This window comes from Blautia glucerasea (assembly GCF_020537505.1).
Lineage (GTDB): Bacteria > Bacillota > Clostridia > Lachnospirales > Lachnospiraceae > Blautia_A.
Map to the genome: position 1 here is coordinate 1 of NZ_JAJBMO010000038.1, position 21,585 is coordinate 21,585.

Annotated in this window: 21 protein-coding genes and 1 tRNA gene; 18 read left to right on the plus strand and 4 right to left on the minus strand. The window is 43.9% G+C overall.

Annotated elements, in window-relative coordinates; all coding sequences use genetic code 11:
* The first annotated feature begins 108 nt into the window (after positions 1-108).
* From LIQ05_RS18240 to LIQ05_RS18250, 3 genes are all read left to right on the plus strand, one after another.
* Positions 109-396, plus strand: coding sequence for a hypothetical protein (locus LIQ05_RS18240; protein WP_173772743.1), 288 nt, complete (start codon positions 109-111; stop codon positions 394-396).
* Between the two features lie 194 nt (positions 397-590).
* On the plus strand, positions 591-869 hold the full coding sequence (locus LIQ05_RS18245) for a type II toxin-antitoxin system Phd/YefM family antitoxin (protein ID WP_173719200.1): 279 nt from the start codon (positions 591-593) through the stop codon (positions 867-869).
* Positions 870-871: 2 nt separating this feature from the next.
* Positions 872-1,189 (plus strand): type II toxin-antitoxin system RelE/ParE family toxin, encoded by a 318-nt coding sequence (locus LIQ05_RS18250; RefSeq protein ID WP_173716955.1) that lies wholly within the window; start codon positions 872-874, stop codon positions 1,187-1,189.
* A gap of 471 nt (positions 1,190-1,660) precedes the next feature.
* Here the strand turns inward: LIQ05_RS18250 and LIQ05_RS18255 are convergent.
* A tRNA-Gln gene (locus tag LIQ05_RS18255) sits at positions 1,661-1,732 on the minus strand.
* A gap of 323 nt (positions 1,733-2,055) precedes the next feature.
* Here LIQ05_RS18255 and LIQ05_RS18260 point away from each other — a divergent pair.
* The 3 genes from LIQ05_RS18260 to LIQ05_RS19750 all read left to right on the plus strand — a co-directional run bounded on the left by LIQ05_RS18260 (position 2,056) and on the right by LIQ05_RS19750 (position 3,990).
* Positions 2,056-3,531: a nicotinate phosphoribosyltransferase gene (locus LIQ05_RS18260; RefSeq protein ID WP_226822793.1), complete on the plus strand. Its 1,476-nt coding sequence runs from the start codon at positions 2,056-2,058 to the stop codon at positions 3,529-3,531.
* Between the two features lie 82 nt (positions 3,532-3,613).
* On the plus strand, positions 3,614-3,874 hold the full coding sequence (locus tag LIQ05_RS18265) for a hypothetical protein (RefSeq protein ID WP_226822794.1): 261 nt from the start codon (positions 3,614-3,616) through the stop codon (positions 3,872-3,874).
* Positions 3,862-3,990, plus strand: coding sequence for a hypothetical protein (locus LIQ05_RS19750; RefSeq protein WP_264292806.1), 129 nt, complete (start codon positions 3,862-3,864; stop codon positions 3,988-3,990). The genes LIQ05_RS18265 and LIQ05_RS19750 overlap by 13 nt, the downstream gene beginning before the upstream one ends.
* A 103-nt stretch (positions 3,991-4,093) precedes the next feature.
* Here the strand turns inward: LIQ05_RS19750 and LIQ05_RS18270 are convergent, their stop codons facing one another.
* Both LIQ05_RS18270 and LIQ05_RS18275 read right to left on the minus strand, forming a co-directional pair.
* Entirely contained in the window at positions 4,094-4,903 is an 810-nt protein-coding gene (locus LIQ05_RS18270; protein WP_226822795.1) for a zinc metallopeptidase, read from the minus strand.
* A gap of 3 nt (positions 4,904-4,906) precedes the next feature.
* Positions 4,907-5,773: a hypothetical protein gene (locus LIQ05_RS18275; RefSeq protein WP_226822796.1), complete on the minus strand. Its 867-nt coding sequence runs from the start codon at positions 5,771-5,773 to the stop codon at positions 4,907-4,909.
* Positions 5,774-6,004: 231 nt separating this feature from the next.
* Between LIQ05_RS18275 and LIQ05_RS18280 the strand changes: the two genes are divergently transcribed.
* The 8 genes from LIQ05_RS18280 (at position 6,005) to LIQ05_RS18315 (ending at position 18,507) form a co-directional block, all read left to right on the plus strand.
* The gene (locus LIQ05_RS18280) at positions 6,005-7,336 is read left to right on the plus strand and encodes a sensor histidine kinase (RefSeq protein WP_226822797.1); all 1,332 of its coding nucleotides are present in this window, start codon (positions 6,005-6,007) and stop codon (positions 7,334-7,336) included.
* 13 nt (positions 7,337-7,349) lie between these two features.
* Positions 7,350-8,063 (plus strand): LytR/AlgR family response regulator transcription factor, encoded by a 714-nt coding sequence (locus tag LIQ05_RS18285; protein WP_226822798.1) that lies wholly within the window; start codon positions 7,350-7,352, stop codon positions 8,061-8,063.
* Positions 8,064-8,220: 157 nt separating this feature from the next.
* Positions 8,221-9,426, plus strand: a complete 1,206-nt coding sequence (locus LIQ05_RS18290; protein WP_226822799.1) for a HipA domain-containing protein — start codon at positions 8,221-8,223, stop codon at positions 9,424-9,426.
* 32 nt (positions 9,427-9,458) lie between these two features.
* On the plus strand, positions 9,459-9,746 hold the full coding sequence (locus LIQ05_RS18295; protein ID WP_226822800.1) for a hypothetical protein: 288 nt from the start codon (positions 9,459-9,461) through the stop codon (positions 9,744-9,746).
* 163 nt (positions 9,747-9,909) lie between these two features.
* On the plus strand, positions 9,910-14,634 hold the full coding sequence (locus tag LIQ05_RS18300; protein ID WP_226822801.1) for a leucine-rich repeat protein: 4,725 nt from the start codon (positions 9,910-9,912) through the stop codon (positions 14,632-14,634).
* Between the two features lie 209 nt (positions 14,635-14,843).
* Positions 14,844-15,455, plus strand: a complete 612-nt coding sequence (locus tag LIQ05_RS18305; protein WP_226822802.1) for a prepilin-type N-terminal cleavage/methylation domain-containing protein — start codon at positions 14,844-14,846, stop codon at positions 15,453-15,455.
* A gap of 253 nt (positions 15,456-15,708) precedes the next feature.
* Positions 15,709-17,028: a glycoside hydrolase family 32 protein gene (locus LIQ05_RS18310; RefSeq protein ID WP_264292807.1), complete on the plus strand. Its 1,320-nt coding sequence runs from the start codon at positions 15,709-15,711 to the stop codon at positions 17,026-17,028.
* 117 nt (positions 17,029-17,145) lie between these two features.
* Positions 17,146-18,507 (plus strand): MATE family efflux transporter, encoded by a 1,362-nt coding sequence (locus tag LIQ05_RS18315; protein WP_226822803.1) that lies wholly within the window; start codon positions 17,146-17,148, stop codon positions 18,505-18,507.
* Here LIQ05_RS18315 and LIQ05_RS18320 read toward each other — a convergent pair.
* Entirely contained in the window at positions 18,504-18,950 is a 447-nt protein-coding gene (locus LIQ05_RS18320) for a helix-turn-helix domain-containing protein (RefSeq protein WP_226822804.1), read from the minus strand. The two genes, LIQ05_RS18315 and LIQ05_RS18320, sit on opposite strands and share 4 nt — an antisense overlap.
* A gap of 146 nt (positions 18,951-19,096) precedes the next feature.
* On the opposite strand from LIQ05_RS18320, the gene LIQ05_RS18325 reads away from it, so the two are divergent.
* The 4 genes from LIQ05_RS18325 to LIQ05_RS18340 all read left to right on the plus strand — a co-directional run.
* A complete protein-coding gene (locus tag LIQ05_RS18325; RefSeq protein WP_226822805.1) occupies positions 19,097-19,342 on the plus strand; it encodes an ATP-binding cassette domain-containing protein in 246 nt (81 codons plus the stop codon).
* Entirely contained in the window at positions 19,329-19,532 is a 204-nt protein-coding gene (locus LIQ05_RS18330; protein WP_226822806.1) for a hypothetical protein, read from the plus strand. The genes LIQ05_RS18325 and LIQ05_RS18330 overlap by 14 nt, the downstream gene beginning before the upstream one ends.
* 169 nt (positions 19,533-19,701) lie before the next feature.
* Positions 19,702-20,985, plus strand: coding sequence for a putative bifunctional diguanylate cyclase/phosphodiesterase (locus LIQ05_RS18335; protein WP_226822807.1), 1,284 nt, complete (start codon positions 19,702-19,704; stop codon positions 20,983-20,985).
* A 96-nt stretch (positions 20,986-21,081) separates the two neighbouring features.
* Positions 21,082-21,585, plus strand: a 504-nt coding sequence (locus tag LIQ05_RS18340; protein WP_320051482.1) for a GTP-binding protein, incomplete at its 3' end; no start/stop codon positions are given.

Here is a 21,585-nt window from a genome sequence, read left to right on the forward strand (position 1 = left end):
GATAGAATCCATAAGTTTGTTTGAAGTGCTCCATCAAAGGAACGAAACAATCCATTTGAAACAAGGGAAGCTGCGGAATGGTACAAAGATAATAAAGAGACTGCGGATTTGCAAAGAGATTTGGATGAACAAGGAATAGGTGATCTAATAGAAGATGACACAGAAGAGGCAAATTTTCAGGCTGTGTATAATGGGGAGTATTACGAAATAGAATGTATTGATATTTCTGGATTGGAAGAAGATGCAGAAGTGCATCTTAAAAATGGAGATGAAATTGAAGTTAAAGAGATAATAGATATATTGGAAAAGAGGAAAAATAGTAAGGCAGACAAAGAGTTCGAGGAGGAACTAGACAATTGCTTGTTAAGGAATGTGAAAGGCTATACGATTAGTTAAGTTAATTACAGATCAAGAGAAGTTATGTTCAATTACTACTGGGGATGTCGAAATGAGGTATTAATCGACATCCCCTTTTGGGGTGCTAGAACAAATGAAGAATTCTAAAATTTATGAATGGAATTGACTAAGAAGTTGAAAGTATAGACATTAAATGATATAATTTTCATATATAACAACAGGAGGTGCGTATTATGTTTGCTATGCAGGAAACTATCAGACCATCGGCGGATTTAAGAAATCATTATAATGAAATCTCAAAGCAGTGCCGTGAGGGAAAAGAAGCTGTTATCATAACTGTAAATGGAAGAGGTGATACGGTGTCTTTGTCCTATGAAGAGTATAAGAATATGAAATCAAGAATCGAATTGCTTGAAGTCCTTGCTGAAGCTGAAGACGATGTAAAGAATGGTCGTGTTGCGCCGATCAGTGAAACCTTTGATGATTTACGTGCTATGCTGCAGGAGGGCTGAGTTTGAAATACAATGTTGTTCGTACTGATACCGCAGATGCTGGTCTGCGAAAGATTGTATTATATATTGCACAAAATTTCGGCAATGATGTGGCATTGAAAAAGTTAGACGAAATAGAAGATCGTATACGACAGCTGGGAGAAAATCCAGATCTTGGAATTGATCCAAGATACCTGGTATTAAAGCGTCAGGGCTATAAGGTATTGATTCTTGAAAAAGACCTTGTATTTTATAAAGTTAATGAAGCCCGAAAGGAAGTTATTATATATGCTGTCGTAGACCAGAGACAGGATTATTTGAACATTATCCGAGGGCTGTGAGGCAAACGCCGAAATATAACTGACCAAGTAAGTCAATTAAGGTTCGCCTTCGGACAGAAGAATAAGCGGTGGGAGTACTAAAATGGATTTGTGCACTTGAAGCGTGGAAACTGTCTTGATTATGAGGCGAAAATATCACAAAAGTAAACATAATTTTTTGTGCAAAAGGTAGAAAAAGTAGAATTTTGTCGATTTTTAGCCGATTTTCTTCATTTTTCCTGTTTTCAGTACCTTTTGGCAGCAACGTCATTTTAAATTGACCTATAATCGATCCCAAATTGACCTATCACATCTGAAAACCACCGAAAATGTAGTAAAAATCAGTAAGCCAAATAAGGAAAAAATCGCCTTTCAGAGCCACGAAAAAGCGTTTCAGAAAAAATTTTAAAAGTCCCGCAAAGCCAGTAAATACGCGGCTTCCGGAAATTTCATAATACGAAAAAAGCACCTCATCCGAGGTGCTCCACTTAGCAGGGCTACAAGGATTCGAACCTTGAAATGACGGAGTCAGAGTCCGTTGCCTTACCATTTGGCGATAGCCCTATGTGTCTTAGCAAGTCGTTTCTCGCTTGCGACATGTTGTATTATATATCAACACCTATAGAAAAGTCAACCCCCTTTTTTCAAATTTTTTAAAAAAATTTACTCAATTCGCGCAAAGCCTTGATTTTACGGGAAAAAATTAAGATTCAGAGACGCTTTTTCCTGTGCATTTCGGATAAAATATGTTATAATCAAGCAAAATATACGGGCGAAGCACGGATATTTTGCGCTACGCAAACGGAGCGAAGCGGAGTTCGCGGTTCCCGATATAATTTTTCAATAAACCGCCTGCCTGGCAGGCCTCATTAATAAGGAGAATAAACATGAGAGCAAATAACCTGACTCTGCTCACGGATCTCTATGAACTTACCATGATGCAGGGGTATTTTAAGAACCCAACTGACCAGACTGTCGTATTCGACATGTTTTACCGTGATAACCCATGCGGGGGCGGTTTTGCAATCTGTGCCGGACTGGAGCAGGTCATTGAATATATTGAGAATCTGAGGTTTACAGATGCAGACATTGAATATCTGCGCGGACTTTCCATTTTCGAAGAAGATTTCCTGGAATATCTTCGTTCCTTCCACTTTACCGGTGATATTTACGCCATCCCGGAGGGAACCGTTATTTTCCCAAGAGAGCCAATGGTGAAAGTAGTTGCACCAATCATGGAGGCTCAGCTTGTGGAGACTGCGATTTTGAATATTATGAACCATCAGAGCCTGATCGCAACCAAGGCTGCCCGTGTCTGCTATGCAGCTAAGGGTGACGGAATCATGGAATTTGGCCTTCGCCGCGCACAGGGACCGGACGCTGGAATCTTTGGTGCCCGTGCAGCTGTGATTGGCGGATGTATTGGAACCTCCTGCGTGCTTACTGGACAGATGTTCGATGTGCCAGTACTTGGAACCCACGCACATTCCTGGATCATGAGCTTCCCGGATGAGTACACCGCATTCAAGACTTATGCGAGAATGTACCCGGATGCATGTATTCTTCTGGTAGACACCTACGACGTGCTGAAATCCGGCGTTCCAAACGCAATCCGTGTATTTGAGGAAATGCGTGAGGAAGGCATTGAGCTGAAAAAATATGGTATCCGTATCGACAGCGGTGACCTTGCTTACCTTTCCAAAGAGGCGTACAAGATGTTATCTGCAGCTGGTTTTGACGATGCAACCATTTCCGCGTCCAGTGACCTTGATGAGTATCTGATCGAGAGCCTGAAAGCACAGGATGCCAAGATCAATTCCTGGGGTGTTGGAACACGTCTGATCACATCCAACGACAACCCGGCATTTGGCGGTGTATACAAGCTGGCAGCAGTGAAAAATCCTGAGACGGGTGAGTTTATTCCGAAGATCAAGCTTTCCGAGAACACAGCTAAGGTAACGAACCCTGGAAACAAGACCGTATATCGTATTTACAGCAAGTCCACAGGCAAGATCAAAGCGGATCTGATCTGTCTTGCAGATGAGAAATTGAACCCGGATGAGACGATGGTAGTATTTGACCCGGTTGACACCTGGAAGAAGACCAAGATCCTGGGTGGTACCTATGAGGTCCGTGAGCTTCTGGTTCCGGTTATTAAAGAGGGAAAACGTGTTTACACTTCTCCATCTGTCATGGAGCTTCGTGCAATTTGCCAGCAGGAGCAGGGCACTCTCTGGGACGAGTCCAGACGATTCTCTAATCCGCAGAAGGTTTACGTGGACCTTTCCCCGAAGCTTTATGAGGTGAAGAAAGAGCTGATCGAGGAGATGAGCCGTAAGGATCAGGAGTTTGAGGAAGAATAAATTAGTAAGAACAACAAAATATAAATAAAGCGGCATACCCTCTATCGTTTTGTTAGAGGGTATGCTGTTTTAGGAGAAAATTATGAACTACGTTTTTGAACTTGCGAAAAAAGAGGAAATTCCCGAGATTTTCTCTCTATATAAAGAACGTGTCCAGTGGATGGAGGACAATGGCTTTCACCAATGGAACGAGACGGACTATCTGAATACCTATCAGGAGCCTTACTTTGAAGGACATGTGGAAAAAGAGCGGCTTTTTGTGTTAAGGGATAGTGCTGCGGACAAAATAGCAGCGGCAACTACACTGTCCTGGATCCAGACGCAGGCAAAATGTCCAACATGACAAAACTGTTCCTGGAGATTGACATTACAAGTGGTGTGGTACTGGTAGCTGTGATGGCGATCGTGCTGGTAAGATTCTTTAAGAAGAGAAAGAAGAATGTGGCTGAAGAGGCGTAAATCATAAAAAGGCACTGGCAGATGTGTGTAAAATCACATCTGCCAGTGCCTTTTGGGTTTACGCTGAAGCTGCTGATATTTCTCCGGAGCCAAGCAAAGTAACTTAGTCTTTCGACGGAAGACTGCTCTCAAAGTATGCGATGATCTGAAGAACTCTGTAAACCAGCTCCAAAAGAGCAATAATCATATTGTTTATATATTCAATGTTGTAAAGCTGGAAAAGTTTTTTACTCATTTCGATTTCTTCAGCTGTCGCAAGATGTTCTTTTTTCATTATCTTCAGAGTCATTTCCTGGGCTTTTTTCTCGGTTTTCAGCACTTTAACAGACATGACAAAGGAAATAATGTAAATAATGAGACCAAGGAGAGTAAAAAACATCAATCCCAGACCAGTTACATTTCTGAAAACAAAAAGGTCAAGCAGAAGTCCGATGAGTATCAGTGGTATGAAAGCCAGTGGTCCGAAATAAATGACAGGAGTCATCCGGATCCTTGCTGCCATGTCTGGATCCCCCTCTTTGTCAAGAATGGCAAGGGAAGCCTTCTGCACAGCTATTGAAAGAGAAGTTATGCTGTCCTTTTTCCAGGTAAGTCTTCTGAGACGTACTTTCTTGAAAAAGTGGCTGTAGCTGTTTCCAAACAGGATGGAGCCGTTTTTGGAAACTTTAATGTGCTCAAGCTCGTTATTGTCAAGAACCAGTCGTGCTGCTTCTTCGCCGGTTTTTCCGCAGGTGTTTTTCATGCGGTTGTATTTGGCGTATGCAATAGCGAGGTAGATGGATACAAAAAGGGCAAAAAAGGACGCAACGACCAGGAGCCCCACAATGATCGCCATTGTTACAACAATCTGATCTGAAACCTTGTTCATATTGATGTCTGTAAGTTCAGTTAATAAGTCTCTTATATTTTGCATCTTCTACTTTCCCTTTGCCATATATAATGTAGCGTCTGCATTGCGGTCTACAGGAGATTCTTCTTCCTTGGTACAAGCCCGGTCTGTAAAGATGCCATCATAACCTTCTGGTAAGTAAATAACTACGCCATCCCCTTTGGGTACCTGTACGGAAAAGGTCTTTTCGCTTTCAGTATCCGGATCTGTTGTGAGGGTTACCTGGCGAAGATTCTCTATGGCTTTGCTGTGTTCGTACATTGTCTGTGCCAGCTCTGGTCTTTCCACATCATATTCAATAGTAGCAGTTATATAGGGACGTGTTGAGCCGTCCGGTGCGACTAATGTTTCATCAAGGGACAAAAGTGTGAAGGTTTCTGCATCCAGGACGTAGTCAGTGATAAAATACTCGCCTTCGTTATAAGGGAAGCCTTCTCCTGTTACCTGTTTTTCTGTATCTTCCGGGGAAGCATCACTGGAGACATAAATTTTGCCATCTTTTTCTTCACAGCTTGTTATGGTTTCATCGGCGCTCGAGGAAAAAATCACATTATCCGTTGCGGGATATGCTACAGGATCCTGTAAAATGTACAAGATTCCGCTAAGGGAATCCTCTTCAGAAAGATAGTTCAGTTGTCCATCCAGATACAGTTCAGCGCTGTCGGGATATGAGACTAACAGCAGATCCTTGTCCACATACTGCGAATAGGTAAAGTCATCGTCAACATAGACCGAAGTAATCTGAAAAGAAGAATGGTTTTTCAGCAGCTGTTCTGTCTGCGTCGCCGTATCGATTTCTTCAAGCGTGACGGTTTCCCCGCTGGTCCAGCCAGCAAGCATCAGGCCTCCTGTAATCAGTCCCATTCCTAAAAGTATTGAGTGAATTTTTTTCATGTTGTTATCCTCCTTAAATTTAAAATTTACATTGTAAAAAACAGCGCCCTTGTCTTTATATCTATGCTATTTGAAATTTATTTTATTGTCTATATTTTTGCGTGAGTGGACAAAATACGGCGCAAAAAGATATGGGGGAAATTTGATTTCAACATCTATAAATGATATACTTTTTATCAAGTATTCGGAGCTGTTTTTCTTTGATTTTGACATGTCAGAAGGGGGCTTTTTATGATAGCATTGCGTTATTTCTGTGGCTTTTTTCTTCAGATTTTTCCATATGCGTTTTTCTGTATGTTTCCATTTCGGGACCGTTTTCGGGGAAGCAGGAAAAGGGCTGTGTTTATTGCACTTTCTATTTTCGCCTTGATGGTTATCCCGTTTTGCACTGTGGCGCAGCTGAATGTGGGTGGTGCTTATAAAGAAACCATCTGGAATATTATTTTTTATATTGCATTACTCCTGTTCGGGGGGATGTACTGTCTGGTGATCCGGGCAAAAATACCTGAGAAACTGTTTGTATTCTTTGTGGTTATGAGCTACGGATTTTTTGTCACAAGTTCGGTGACTTTTTTGTTCCGCAGTTTCAAATTTGAATCAGATGATTTTATGTATCCGCCAGTTGCCCTTGCGATAACACTTGGAATCAATCTGGTTCTGGCAAAGCCTTTTCTCATGCTGATGGAAAGGATCCGTGTTATGATCGAAATAGATCTGGAAACACGTATCTGGGGGATCCTTTGTTTACTTCCTGCATTGTTTATGCTGATCGCCAGCATTGTACAGTTTTTAACTACAATAGATATTGACCGGAATGTTATTGTCCATATGCTGTTTGTTCTTTTTGCCATATTTGCATTTATTGTGTATGGCGTGTTTTTCGGCGTTATGGGTTACATTTGCCGTAAAAAAGAGGAAGAGCGGGTTTCTGAGCGTATGTTGGAAGGCTACCGGAAGCAGGCGGAAAACAACGAGTATATCCTTGAAGTGCATCATGAGATCCGGCATCATATGAATGCTTTGGCGGCTTATCTTAAGGAAAAGGACTATATGGGAGCAGAGGAATATATTCATAAGTTTGCAGATGACGCAGGACAGCTTCCATTTGTTACATATACGGCGAATACGCTGGTTAATTCTATTCTTTCGGAGTTTTCCGAAAAGGCGAAGAGATGTAAGGTGAAAGTGGATTACAGCATTATTATCGGCAGTCAATTGAATATGGAAGATATTGATTTGTGCCGGATGCTGAACAATATATTGGAAAATGCAGTAGAGGGATGCAAAAAGGTTTCAGGCGAACGGCGGTTTATCAGGCTGAATCTTCATTCAAAAGAGAACTTTCTGTTTGTGAAATGTGAGAATGGCTGTGATGAGGGAAGCCTGAGAGTTGCAAATGGAAAGTATAGATCTACGAAGAGTGATATTGGCAAACATGGTTATGGTCTTAAGATCATAGGGGAGATTGCGGAAAAATATAATGGCATTCTCAGCGTGCAGGTTCACAATGGCGTCTTTTCTGCAACAACGACTCTTTGCCTTGATGAAAAAAACGAAGAATAGGAGAATTTTTATTATGTACCGTATCGCGGTCTGCGAGGATGAACCGATTTTTTTAAAACAGATTTCAGATATGACAGTTGACATTTTATCATCCATAGGAGAATCCTGTGAAATCTGGAAGTATACCTCCGCTTTGGGATTGGAGAGTGCGTTGCAGGAGGATTCTGGTGCTTATGATATTCTGATCCTTGATATTATGCTGGGGGAGATTAACGGAGTCAGCTTTACGGAATATCTTCGGGATCACGGAAACTGTGTTCCTGTCATATTTATTTCAAGCAGCGAAAAATTTGTATTTGATGCATATTCCGCCGAGCCGGTTGGCTATATTCTGAAACCGGTCAGCAGGCAAAAGCTGGCAGAAGCCCTGAACCGCGCGATCCGGCATCTGACACCAAAATCGATCGTGGTAGATACTCCATCTGCTACGGTGTCATTTCATATTCGGGATATTACGTTTATTGAGGTAATTAATAAAGAGCTGTTGATCCATCTCCAGGACGGAACTGTTACGAGAATCTATAAAACCCTTTCTTCTATGAAAGAAATCTTGCCCAAGGATATATTTGTACAGTGTCACAGATGCTATATCGTTTCCCTATATGCAGTCCGCTCCATCAAACGCTTCGAGATCACCCTGAAAAACCACGAAACCATTCCGGTCAGCAAGTACAGTTATAAAGAGGTACAGGAACAATTGCAGCAGTATGCGGCGAAATGGTTTTGAGGGGAAAAGTTTAGAGGTTTTTCAAACAGGCTCTAGCGTAAAGGACTAATAATCAGCAGTAAAACCCACTTGAGTCCCTAAAAGTTCCATGGTATCATTAATTTTAGCAAAATTAGTTGATACCATGGGACTTTTTTATTTAGGGAGCGTGTAAACTATGGGCAGAGACGAAATATATATATTGAAACATAAGGATTTAGATGTTGCGATGGTGAAAATAAATCCTTTTTTGGGAAGGATCGAATATGTCCTTGAAGTATACATGCCAGAGGAATTGCCAGTAGGATGTGCGGAGGATGGAGTCGGGCTTGCCCAGTGGTGGAATATGCGTGCTGTTCCGGATACAAGAAAAGGAATTCAGCAGCAGCTTAAACTATTGGGGGAAGAGACAAGCCAGTCCCTTATGCTGGCGGCGTACGGTCTGAGTTTGACGGATCATTATTGGATGCAGCCTGTTTCGAAGGAATTATACTGGAAGAACATAAATTTCTTTGAAAATGAATTCTCCGATGAACTTGGAAATTTACTGACCGATACAGGCAAGATTGATGTGGAAGGTCATATTTCCTGCTTTTCCCCGGCGTCTTCTGTAAATGGCGAGATGAAAAAGAAATGGGTGATTCGAGATCATACCCGTTTTCTTATGAAGATTAATACAAATAATTATGGGCAGCAGGCTGTAAACGAGAAAATTGCGTGCAGACTCCATGAAAGACTGGGCTGGAAGAACTATGTTCCATATGAAATTGAGATGACACGGATTGATGGAGCGCAGGTTCCAGGCAGTTTGACTCCATTATTTACTTCTCTTGATACGGAATTGGTTTCTGCATATCAGCTGATAAAAGACTATAAAATTCCAAATGACCAGTCCGAATATGAGGCAATTATCAACGCGGCAGTAAAAAATGGAATGGAAGAATTGGAAGTAAGAGCGCAGCTGGAATATATGATTTTAACGGATTTTGTGTTGAGCAATACGGACAGACATTATAATAATTTTGGATTTTTGTATAGCAGCAAAGCGCATAAGCTGATAAAAATGGCTCCGATCTATGATACTGGAAACTGTCTTTTTTATGATAAAGATTTAATACCTGTGAAATCTGGCTTGCTGGAGATCAGAGTAAATTCTTTTTGTAAAAAAGAGGCGGATATGCTTGCTTATGTGAAAAATAGAGAGCGTATTGAGCTGTCAAGGCTTAACGGATTTCCAGAAGAAGTGAAAACGCTGCTTATGTCATATACAAAAATGCCAGAAGAAAGAGCGGACAGGATTGCAGAGACTGTGGAGAAAAAGATAGAGTATCTTCGGCTTTTTCAAAGTGGTAAGAAAATCTGGAAAAGAGAAAAATATTGGTAGAAGCAAGTGATTTTTAGGAGGTGGAAGCTGTTTTGGTGAATATGCGTGTGCAGGGAAATAAATTATATATAGGTGAGGCTCCGGTGCTGGTTGTGGATATGCAGACGCAGGAGAACTATGTCCATTATGAGAAGGAAGATATTCCTTTCAAGAAAGAAGTTAAACTGAGCCCGGATCTTTTGAAGGGGAAGCGCCCCGAGGTGCTGAATACCGCATTGAATTATTATTATCAGACCGCATGTGAAATTGCGGAAGAGACTCGGATTGCCAGGGAATATGGGAAAAGGGCGAACCGGACGGTGGTTGTTAAAGAGAAATGAGGAAATAGAGGGCGTGATGGATATGAAAATAAGTGGCGTATCATTTGGAATGGTACGCTGCTTTTTTGTGTTGAAATTAGTCGAAAAAGTGCACAAAAAAACATAGTGTATAGGCAGAAAAAATGGTAAACTGTAGAAAAGAAATTTTTTACAGGAGGAGCGTATGAGAAGGAAGAAAACCATTGGGCTTTCGGTGGGGATTTGCCTTCTGCTTTTTTGGTTATTCTGCAATACAAGTGTTTTTGCGGCAGTAACAGAAGGGAAAGCAGGGGAGACTCTTACCGGGGAGTATGCAGTTATTGTGAATACGGATCCCGAAGCGGCACATAATACTGGAACGCTGGTGTTTGATGATGGCGCAGATGGGACTGCGCCGTATACGGTAGGGAGCGAGGGAGCTTCTAACGGTTTGGGCATCGTAAATGCGGCGGGCGGAAGCACCAGCAGTCTAGGTGAAAGTTCGTTAAGTGGCGTAAATACTGGCGTCAGCGCGCCTGCCAAGAGCCTGGCTGCTGCAAACCCTGGCAAGTCCGCTTATCTGGTGCAGGCTGGCAGTACGAATTCCGCGATCGCCTTGCAGCCAGCAACTACCTACACCATTGGTCAGGAAAAATACATGGGACAAACCTATTCCCAGAAGACCTATGTCTGCATCGGTGCAGGTGAGCACTGCTACATCTGGATGGAAAAGAATATGAAGTCCGCCTATGATAGTGCGGGAAAGACAGCACTCATTGCAGCGGATATGGCAAGTGTCTACGATGGACAGCCCTACCGCATTCTGAACCAGCTGGCAGGCGGCGAAATCCCCTGTCTGGATGGTTCCGGTAAGCTTTCCATTCTTCTGGAAAGCCTGAGCAGTGCAAGCGGAATGTACATGTATGAGTCTGACGTGACGGCGATTCACATTAATATCCCGGTAGCGGCTTCTTATGTGACCGGGGAAATGTCCCGCAGAAACGGACTTCTGGTGCACGAAGGTCAGCATGCGGTGCTTGCGCTGAAAACTAATTTTTCCAATTCCGGAAAATATATGTGGCTGAATGAAGGTCTGGCGGTTACCGTAATGGATTACCTCTGGGGTGGTATAGACAGTAGTGGATGGTTAAGTGGAATTGCCGAGAGCACGGCAATCCGCGGCGGTTCCTCCCTGATCTATCAGACTTACCGGAACGATACTGCAAGAGATTATGGTTTGCCTTACTTGTTTGTGCGGTACGTGATTGACAGAATGGCAGGCGGCTATGATCCAATGGCTGTTTTGCCCCAATTTTACCAGGTAAACGCTTCTGGTTTAAATAGCCAGGAATATCTGGAAAAAGTTACGGGAGTACCGTTTAAGACGCTTCTTACTGATTTTTATACAGCAGTGGCAGCAGGTGAGATCTCCGGTGTGTACAGCTTTTACGGAGACAGACTGGCTGCACAGAAAGCAGCAACTTATCCTGTTTTTGCAGGGGACAGTGGTGTGAATTATTCTCTGGCGTCTACTGCAGCGATTGTAATAAAACTGAAAGATGGAAAATTTACTGTTCCTTCTAATGGCGATTCAAGCATTGTCTATCGCGTGATCGGAACAAGAAATCCATCGGCTTCTCCAGCTGGAGGAAATGGAACAGCGGAGAAGCCTTACGAAATTGATTCTCTGGAAGATTTGAATATGATTTCAGACCACGCCGGAGTCTATTATCGCCTTACCGACGATATTCAGACCAATGGAAAAATAAATCTTTCTGTAAATTATTTTGGCGGTGTTCTGGATGGAAACGGACATACCATCAGCGGATTGAAAAAGCCTCTCACAGTTCAAAATGCAGGAACCATTAAGAATCTGCGTGTTGCAGCAGAATTTGATGACGACAGCCAGAATGCACAGGGTGTTTTTGCCCAGTATAATATAGGAAAAATTCAGGAATGTACAGTTTTCGGAACTGTGACTGGACATATGGGCGGCCAGGGACTTCAGGAATTTCCAAAATTCGGAGGCTTTGCAGGCGAGAACTCTGGCACGATCAGCGGATGCTCTTCCAAGCTGACCATCAATCTGGCCATGCCAGCAATGAAAAGCTGGGTAGGCGGCATTGCCGGTCTGAATAAAGGGGTTATTGAGAAATGTATCAGCAGTGGAAAGATAACTGTTACGCAGACCGATAGTGCCCAGCAGCCAGTGTATGTGGGGGGAATTGCAGGCGGAACGGAGCGGACGACGCTTGGAAACAGCAGCATAAGGGTTTGCGCTCATACAGGCACGCTGCAGGTGAAGGGAGAGAATACGGTGGTTGGCCAGATCTGCGGAGGGATGACCTCTGCAGTGGTCACAGACTGCTATGGAAAAGACTCCCAGGGAAAATTGATTGGATCTGCCACAGAGACAGATTCGAATGGAAAGCTTTTAACGGAGGCTCAGCTGAAGAATTCTGCTTCTTATACGAACTGGAAGTTTGGAACTGAGTGGAAGATTTCAGAAGAGGGAATTCCGTCCAGAATGGAAGCGGCAGATATTACTTCCATTTCTGCAGCTTTATACAGTTATTCTTATTGTATTGGAGAGCGCCCGTATAGCTGGGGCATGGTCTATGTGAATGGTCAGCCGGGAGGAATTGATATTACAGATGACATGATCAGCGGTTTTGACAATACCACAGCAGGTACCAAGACCATTTATATTACATATAAGGGAAAAACCGCCAGCTGTTCCATAACGATCACAGAACCGGACAGCAGCAAGATATCCAGGGTTCAGATTTCCAGAGTACCGAAAACTAGTTATATGGAAGGGGATCTGTTTGATCCGTCAGGAATGAGCCTGTATGTTACCTATTCCACATATATGGGAGCCTGGGTTTACAGTGATTTCACTTATGATAAAACAGGGCCGCTGACAACAGAGGATACAGTGGTAACTTTTGATTATCATGGGTTCAAAGTGCAGCAGAAAATTACGGTTACAGCTAAGAAACCAAGCAAGCTTACGGTTTTCACGGCGCCGAATAAGATTGATTACAGTGTGGGTGATAAGCTAGACCTGACAGGGCTGAAATTCCGGCTGACATACAGCAATGGAAGCCAGTCACCAGTATTTACAGCGGCTCAGCTGGATGCTTATGGTGTAAAAATAGCTCTTGGAAATAATGGAAAAGTGACACCGGTCACAGCTGGAAAAGTGCTCACTGCTGACGATAACGGACAGACACTTTTATTCTATGCAACGGATAATCTGCCTGGAACTTACGGGACTGTGACGGCTGTTTCGGAGATAATCACCGTGAATACACCGCTTAGCATTTCGGGAGTGGAGCTGTGTCTGACCGCTGGAAAAGCAGAGATGCAGTATATTGATTCAGGAGTGATTGAGGGCGGAAGCGGCCAGTATACCACTACTGTGATCAGTGAAGATTTACCGGAAGGCCTGGAGCGGACACATATGCCGGGATTGTCCTACACATTTTCCTATAGTGGCGTGGTGACTGCACCGACAGGTACTTATGTGAGCAGGTATGAGGTGCAGGATGTGCAGACGAAAGCTGTTTTGCCGGTAACGATTACCATCCGTGTGCAGGGTGCTAGTGAGGCGGCTTTTGCAAGCTTTAATCTGTATAAGCTGCAGAATCCGGTTCTGGAAAAGGATGTAATTGGTGAGATTGATAGTGTGGCGAGAACGATCACACTCCGTATTCCGAAGGGAACGGATGTGAGCAAGCTGACGCCGAATATTGATTATGGCGCAGGGGCAGGAACCTCTTTGGACTGGGCGTTTGCCAATGGAACCTCCCATGATTTTACCAATCCGGTGGAGTATGTGCTGACCGCGCCGGATGGGGTGACGAAGAAGACGTATACCGTTTCCGTGGTATTCTACGACGATAGCCAGGTTGAACCAGAGCCGACCGCGACACCAACGCCGAATCCGACGAACACGCCAGTACCGACTGCGACGCCAACACCGACGCCGACGAACACACCGGTGCCGACTGCAACACCAACGCCAACGAATACGCCGGTGCCGACCGCGACACCAACGCCAGTACCGACGAACACGCCGGTGCCGACCGCGACGCCAACGCCAGTACCGACGAATACGCCGGTGCCGACTGCGACACCAACGCCAGTACCGACTGCAACGCCGACCCCGGTGCCGACCGCGACGCCAACGCCAGTACCGACGAATACGCCAGTGCCGATTGCGACACCAACGCCAGTACCGACGAATACCCCGGTGCCGACTGCGACGCCAACGCCAGTGCCGACGAATACGCCGGTGCCGACCGCAACGCCGAAGCCAACTAGCACGCCAGTGCCAACTGCAACACCAACTCCTAAGCCGAAACCGACCAGTACCCCGGTGCCGAAACCGACTAGTACTCCGGCACCGGCAGGGTATAAGGTGGGAATGACGGTGAAACAGCAGAAAACCAACGGCTATTATAAAGTAACCAGCGCACAGACGGTAGAGTATTTAAGGCCAGTAAACAAAAAGGCAAGTACTGTGGTGATCCCGGACAGCGTGAACTTAAATGGTGCAAACTACAAAGTAACATCTGTCGGCACCAAGGCATTCAAAAACAACAAGTACCTTAAGAAGCTGACCATAGGAAACAACGTAGTCCAGATCAAGAACTACGCCTTCTACAAATGCACCAAGCTCAACACCGTAAAAATCGGCAAAGCAGTCCAGTATATTGGAAAGCAAAGCTTCTATGGATGCAAGAAGATAAGCACGATGCGAATTTACACCTCACGCCTGAAACAGAAAAACATCGGCTCCAACGCATTCAAAGGAACCCCATCCCGAATGAAGGTTTACACTCCAAGGAAGCTGGTAAAGAGCTACAAATCTATATTTATAAAACGGGGAATGAGTAAAAGCATAGTAATGAAGAAGCTATAATGCCAAGAGGCGGTGCGCATATTCAGAATGCAGCACCGCCTTTTAAAGCTGCACAAGACGAATTAAAATTTACACCAGCGCAAAACATTTTATATTGGTAAAATTCTCCAAAATCCGGAGTTAAAATCCATTAATTACTTAATTGACGAAAAAATTTGCATAACGTATACTAAAAAGGACATTGATGTATAGGTTATAAGAGGTAAAAAATGAAATATAAAAATAAAAAAGGATTTACACTTGCAGAATTGCTGATTGTAGTTGCAATTATTGCCGTATTGGTTGCAGTTGCAATTCCCATTTTTTCCAGCCAGCTGGAGAAAGCTCGGCAGGCGGTGGATTTGCAGAATGCGAGAGCGATACAGTCTGCGCTGACCAATGCGTATAGCACAGGAGAGATTGATTTTGGAACGAAGGCAAATGAGACCCATGGATATGGTGTATGGGTATTGATTTGCAGAGATAAGAATAGTAAACCGCAAGGCTATGACAATACTAAATTGCAATACAATGACAGTTTGTTTTGTGGAGCAAATTCTGGAGTTTTGGTAAAGGGAGTATTGACTGGGGACGATATGGTATATGATACTAATGTCGAGGTCCTGTTGAAAGAGTCAGGCATTAATGTAGAATCTTTGAAAATAAGATGTAAGGATTCGAGTAATGGGAATGGCTGGGATTGGATCGTCATACAAATTGGGCGCTATAAGGACGGTACTATAGAATCAAGAATTTATAGTGGGTTTAAAGGCAGGTCTTCAAGCTTTCAAATTAACCAGAGTGGAAACACAAATATTGAAAAAATAATATCTGGTAAATAAACGTTGAACAATAATAGATAGGGTGATTAAATTTTTAGAGGGACTGTGGGCGCAGTCCCTTTTCTCTTGACATTTCCTGCCGTGATGTGCAAAATAAAACCATAAAAACACATACAATTCCAGGAGAAAAGCATATTATGAGACAGGATTTTTTACACTTAAAAGCACCTGAAAACTGGATCAATGATCCGAACGGTTTTATATATTTAAAGGCAACTGTCATCTTTTTTATCAGCATTTTCCCTATGCGCCCATGTGGGGAACCATGCACTGGGGGCATGCGGTGAGCCGGGATCTGGTGCACTGGACACATGAGAAAATTGCCCTTTTTCCGACGAAAAGCTATGACCGGAACGGTGTGTTTTCAGGAAGTGCCATTGAGAAAGATGGGAAAATGTACCTTTATTACACTGCCAACCGCTATCTGAAAGAACAGGACGAAAACGTCCATTTGGCAGATGGGGAATGTGAAGAAAGCCAGGCTATGATCCTATCAGAGGATGGTTTTCACTTTGATAACTGGAACGGAAAAAGGCAGATTATTCCAGTGATTCATGATGATGAAATTGCGGATTCCATGGACACCAGAGACCCGAAGGTGTGGGAAGAAAACGGTGTTTATTATATGATTCTGGGAAGTACATATAAGCATGAAATCGGCAGGGTGATCCTGTATTCCAGCAAAGATAGAGAAAACTGGAGCTATCTTTCCCAGTGCAGAATGAAGAATTATGGCTACATGATCGAGTGTCCGAATATGTTTGAGGTGGACGGACACCGCATCTTTACAGGCTGCCCGGTTACCCCTTTGACGTGTGACGGAACGGTAGAATACGAGGCTGTTTCTGGTTATTGTTTTGCGGACTTCGATGCAAAAACTGGTAAGCTGAAGCTGGCGGATAACTATTCCCTGATCGATTACGGCGGTGATTTCTACGCCCAGCAGAGCAATCTGGATGAAGCTGGCAGACGGGTAATGATCGGCTGGATCCGAATGCCAGAGGCTGTGCCAGAAGAGAAAAAATGTGGAAAGGTTAGAAATTTATCTGCGGAAGATTGTGTTGGAGAAGGAAATGAGGAAGATAAGTGTACGCTGTCAGCGGTGAAGGAAAACCAAGTTTGGAACGGCATGATGAGCCTGCCCCGTGTGGTGGAAATCCACGATGGCAAGGTTTATTTCGCTGTTCATCCAAATGTACGAAAAGGTCTTTCCAAGCCTGTTTCCAGCCAGGAAGCCCTGCGCAGCGGTCAGCCATTTTGTATAAAAACAACGTTCCAGAATGGCGACAGCCTGAACATTGGCGGTTATCAAATTTCTATGGAGAATGGAACAATCTGTACTGACAGAACCAAAGTATTTCCTCATACAGACATTAAAAAACTGCATTGCCAGATTCCAAATATAGGTGAAAATATCAGCCTGGAAATCTTCGTAGAACCCAATTTAATCGAGATTTTTGTCAATGATGGCGAGTACGTATTAAGCAATGCCGTCTATCATTTAGGTACAGAAATCCAAGGAAAAGCAGAAGAAATACTAACCTGGATTGATGATGAAATAAAGGAAAATTAAATGCTTACAGAGCTTGTTTTGAAGAAAATAATGGAAAAAACCAGAAAGTTTCTATGAAATAAAAGCTGTAAATGAAAAGAAAGTTATGAAATAAATAGAAAGCTGTGAAACAAAAAAATGAAACGAATCGATTTTGAAAACGGAACCGTAACAAGAAATATTTTCAGTGCCGCCATCCCTATGCTGGTAGCGCAGATCCTTAGTCTTTTGTACAACATTGTGGACCGGATCTACATTGCCAGAATCCCAAATGTGGGAACAACGGCCCTTGGCGCAGTAGGAATCTGCTTCCCGTTGATCATGATCATAACCGCATTTGCCAACCTGTTTGGAAGCGGCGGTGCCCCTCTTTTTTCCATAAACAGAGGTATGAAGGAGAACCAGAAAGCCCAGATCATCATGAACACTTCGTTCACGATGGTGTGTGCCAGCGGAGTCATTCTGATGGTGATCGGATTCCTTTTTGCAAGACCTTTGCTTGTGCTCTTTGGCGCATCTGAGGATGCACTGGGTTATGCCTATCCCTATATGATGATCTACCTGATCGGAACCATTCCGTCCATGATCGCCACTGGTATGAACCCCTTTATCAATGCCCAGGGTTACGCCACCACTGGTATGCTATCTGTGGCAATTGGCGCTGTTGCCAACCTGATCCTGGATCCAATATTCATTTTTATGTTAGGATTTGGTATTCGCGGAGCTGCCATTGCGACCATACTTTCCCAGTTTTTATCCGCTGGCTATGTGCTTCTTTTCCTGGAAAAAAGAGCAGAAGTGAAAGCCCGGCTTCTGAAGAGAAAAGAACTGAAAAGCTGCAAAGAGCATGCAAAAAATATTATCAGTCTGGGCACTGCAGGCTTTATCATGCAGCTGACAAACAGTCTGGTAACCATCTGCTGCAACAACGTTCTGGGAGTCACCGGAGGGGATGTATACATATCCGTTATGACCATTGTATCCAGTGTCCGTCAGATGGTCGAGACTCCAATTTACGCTATAAATGAGGGAACCTCCCCCATCCTCAGTTACAATTACGGAGCCAGAAGACCGAAGCTTGTGCGTAAGGCAATGGTCACTCTGGCGGTGATGATCCTGGTTTATACAGCAGTGATGTGGAGCGTGATCATCTTTATCCCGGACTACCTGATCGCTGTTTTCAGCTCTGATAAGCTCCTGATAAAAGATGCCGTTCCAGCACTGAAAACCTACTTCGCGGCCTTCATTTTCATGGACCTGCAATACATGGGACAGACCGTTTTCAAGTCTCTGAACAAGAAAAAACAGGCGATTTTCTTTTCACTTTTGCGCAAAGTTTTCATTGTAGTTCCACTGACTTATCTGTTCCCATATGTGTTTCAAATGGGAACCCACGGCGTATTCCTGGCAGAGCCGGTGTCTAACGTGATCGGTGGAAGTTTATGCTTTGTTACCATGCTGCTGACGGTGCTGCCGGAGCTGAAAAGGATGGAAAATTAAAACAACCGATTTTTTGCCTCCTGTTTTCGATAAGCAGACGGCGTCATCCCAGTATGTTTTTTAAACTGGCGGATATAATGTTCTGTGGTATCATATCCGATTGCTTCCGCAATATTTGCCACAGTCATAGTTGTATTCGCCAGGAAATCCTGGGAGCGTTCGATTCGGACAGTACGGACCACTTCTGTATAGGTCATTCCCATCAGATCTTTAATCAAACGGGAAGTGTATTCATTGGAATAATGAAAACGCTTTGCCACAGTCGAAAGTGTTACATCTCTGTAATTATCCTGGATATACTGAATAATCGCATAACGCTGCACATCGATCTTGCTGTTGAAAAGAGGCATCTGCACAGATTCCGAGTAATTTCGTACCAATAGATAGAAATCCAGAAGCAGCACATTGGTAATGCACTGATAAGAGTATTCCTGTTTATTCATACTTTCCCATAACATCCAGCAAAAAGACTCACGAATATAAGAATCCATTCCCGAATGAAAAAGAATATAATAATCTCATAAACAGTTTTCAAGTGAACGGAGGGTAAACATGAGTGAACCGATTCTTGAAATGAAAAATAAGAGGTTTGATCGGTGAAAATGGTTCTGGAAAGTCTACCATATCTTCTATCGCAGCTGGCATGCAGAAAGCCACCAGCGGAAGAATGACTTTCAAAAAGCAGAACTGGGAATCAGCCAGTATGATAGATGCCCTGCAAAATGGAATCGGAATGGTTGTGCAGGAGAGCGGAACCATTTCGGGGGTAACCGTTGCGGAAAATATTTTTCTGGCAGAGCTTTCCCAGTTTCGGAACAAGCATGATCGGACGTGAGCTTCAGGGAGATTACTACAGAAGTGATTTTACACCAAGCAGTCAGAAGGAAGCGGCGATAACTGCCACGAATCTGAAGTATAAAGAGGAACTAAAATCTGTAAGCATTACTTTGAAAAAAGGTGAAAGCTTAGGTGTTGGCGGACTTGCCTCCTGTGGAATGCACACTTTGGGAAAACAGGATCAATAACCGCGTTTTCCAGTTCTTGGAAAAAGCTGTTTTTCCCACTTTTCAAATGGGAAAAACAATAGTAAAATAAGAAGTAGAAACGGAACGTGAAGAAAGGGTATGTCTGGTGTTGGTGAAATGGTATCTGGGGGGGGGATCATGAATTGGACCAGGCTTTAAGTGGAGAACGATGACGATAAAGGTGAAAGTTATGGAAACGGATTCGGTGACAGGAGCGCTGAACCGGACGGGATTTTTTCATAAGGTACGGGAAATCCTGGAGAGTGAACCGGAGCAGGATTTTGCCATTGCTTATTTCAATATTCAGAGATTTAAGACGGTGAATGATCTGTTCGGATATGAGTCAGGAGACGAACTTTTGAAGAGAGTGGCAGAGATCCTTGCTGGATGTTTTCTGAATCCGCTGGCTGTGGGAAGGATGGAAGCTGACCGTTTTGTGGCACTTACGAAGAAAGAAGATATGGATCTGGAGAGGCTGCCTGAGCTTTTGCACAGAACCTATACCAAGGGGGAGCTGAATCTGGACCTCTATGGAAAGTGCGGCGTTTATTTTATTCCGCGTCATACCAGGCTGAGTGTGACTGAGATGTGCGACCGTGCCAAGATTGCCAAGTCCAATATTTCCAATCAGTTTGTGCAGCCTTACGCGGTTTTTAACGAGCAGATGCGGGTAGACTATGAGCAGAGGAGTATCGCCCTTTTTCATCTGGACGACGGGATCAAGAATGGGGAAATACAGGTCTACTATCAGCCGATTTACGATGCCTGGACAGGGGAAATTGCGTTGGCAGAGGCTTTGGCCAGATGGTTCAGCGGTGAGTTCGGAAGTATTTCTCCGGCGAAATTTATTCCTACTCTGGAGGAAAGCGGATATATCACCAAGCTGGATTATCATGTTTACCAGACTGTATACAATCTGATCGAGAAGCGCCGGAAAGAGGGCAAAAGGGTTGTAGACATTGGCGTGAACCTTTCCAGGATGGACTTGATGGACAAGCATATTATGGATACAATTCTGGAGGATGTGAAGAATTCGGATCTGCCCAGCGGAAGTATCAGCTATGAGCTTACAGAGTCCGCATATGCCGGTGTGTCTGAGGATGGAAACAGCTTTCTGACCAAAATGCACGAAGAGGGAACCAAGCTTCTGGTGGATGATTTTGGAAGCGGGGTGTCTTCCTTTAGTACTATTCGTGATTTTGATTTTGATATTTTGAAGCTGGATATGGGATTTGTCCAGAAAATAGGATTGAATAGAAAGAATAACAATATTATCATTTCGTTGATCGAGCTGGCGCACCGCCTGGATCTGAAGGTGATCGCCGAGGGCGTGGAGACGAAGGAACAGGCGGATTTCCTGAGAAATTATGGCTGTGATTATTTCCAGGGATACTATTTTGCCAAGCCAATGTCCCAGGAAGAGTTTGAGGCGTTGCTGGATAAACAAAGTTGATAAGGGAAAAAGAAACGAGCGGACTGTTTAGGCAATTATTGAATGGATGGAAAACTCGTTTTTTGTTTTTATAAGGCAGACATGAGGTGACAGAAGATGGTTAAAGTTGATTTAATTACAGGTTTTCTTGGTTCAGGCAAAACGACTTTTATAAAGAAATACGCTGCATGGCTGATGAGCCAGGGGCAGAATATTGGGATCCTGGAGAATGACTTCGGGGCTGTGAATGTGGATATGATGCTGCTTCACGACCTGGAAGGGGAGAACTGCGAGCTGGAAATGGTTTCCGGTGGATGTGATGCAGACTGCCACAGAAGACGTTTCAAGACCAAGCTGATCGCAATGGGAATGTGCGGATATGACCGGGTTCTTATTGAGCCATCGGGAATTTTTGATGTGGATGAGTTTTTCGATGCCCTTTACGAGGAGCCGCTGGATAAGTGGTATCAGATTGGAAATGTGATCACCATTCTGGACGCCAGACTGGAAGAGAAGCTGCAGCCGCAGGCGGAATATCTGCTGGCTTCGGAGGCCGCTGACGCAGGCTGTATTGTCCTTAGCAAGAGCCAGGAGGCTTCTGCGGAGGAGATCAAGGGTACT

Excerpts from the sequence above, each read along its gene's own strand:
- LIQ05_RS18245 (WP_173719200.1), top strand. The coding sequence starts at position 591 with ATGTTTGCTATGCAGGAAACTATCAGACCATCGGCGGATTTAAGAAAT.
- LIQ05_RS18260 (WP_226822793.1), top strand. The coding sequence starts at position 2,056 with ATGAGAGCAAATAACCTGACTCTGCTCACGGATCTCTATGAACTTACC.
- LIQ05_RS18265 (WP_226822794.1), top strand. The coding sequence starts at position 3,614 with ATGAACTACGTTTTTGAACTTGCGAAAAAAGAGGAAATTCCCGAGATT.
- LIQ05_RS19750 (WP_264292806.1), top strand. The coding sequence starts at position 3,862 with ATGTCCAACATGACAAAACTGTTCCTGGAGATTGACATTACAAGTGGT.
- LIQ05_RS18270 (WP_226822795.1), bottom strand. The coding sequence starts at position 4,903 with ATGCAAAATATAAGAGACTTATTAACTGAACTTACAGACATCAATATG.
- LIQ05_RS18275 (WP_226822796.1), bottom strand. The coding sequence starts at position 5,773 with ATGAAAAAAATTCACTCAATACTTTTAGGAATGGGACTGATTACAGGA.
- LIQ05_RS18280 (WP_226822797.1), top strand. The coding sequence starts at position 6,005 with ATGATAGCATTGCGTTATTTCTGTGGCTTTTTTCTTCAGATTTTTCCA.
- LIQ05_RS18285 (WP_226822798.1), top strand. The coding sequence starts at position 7,350 with ATGTACCGTATCGCGGTCTGCGAGGATGAACCGATTTTTTTAAAACAG.
- LIQ05_RS18290 (WP_226822799.1), top strand. The coding sequence starts at position 8,221 with ATGGGCAGAGACGAAATATATATATTGAAACATAAGGATTTAGATGTT.
- LIQ05_RS18300 (WP_226822801.1), top strand. The coding sequence starts at position 9,910 with ATGAGAAGGAAGAAAACCATTGGGCTTTCGGTGGGGATTTGCCTTCTG.
- LIQ05_RS18305 (WP_226822802.1), top strand. The coding sequence starts at position 14,844 with ATGAAATATAAAAATAAAAAAGGATTTACACTTGCAGAATTGCTGATT.
- LIQ05_RS18310 (WP_264292807.1), top strand. The coding sequence starts at position 15,709 with ATGTGGGGAACCATGCACTGGGGGCATGCGGTGAGCCGGGATCTGGTG.
- LIQ05_RS18315 (WP_226822803.1), top strand. The coding sequence starts at position 17,146 with ATGAAACGAATCGATTTTGAAAACGGAACCGTAACAAGAAATATTTTC.
- LIQ05_RS18320 (WP_226822804.1), bottom strand. The coding sequence starts at position 18,950 with ATGAATAAACAGGAATACTCTTATCAGTGCATTACCAATGTGCTGCTT.
- LIQ05_RS18330 (WP_226822806.1), top strand. The coding sequence starts at position 19,329 with ATGATCGGACGTGAGCTTCAGGGAGATTACTACAGAAGTGATTTTACA.
- LIQ05_RS18335 (WP_226822807.1), top strand. The coding sequence starts at position 19,702 with ATGACGATAAAGGTGAAAGTTATGGAAACGGATTCGGTGACAGGAGCG.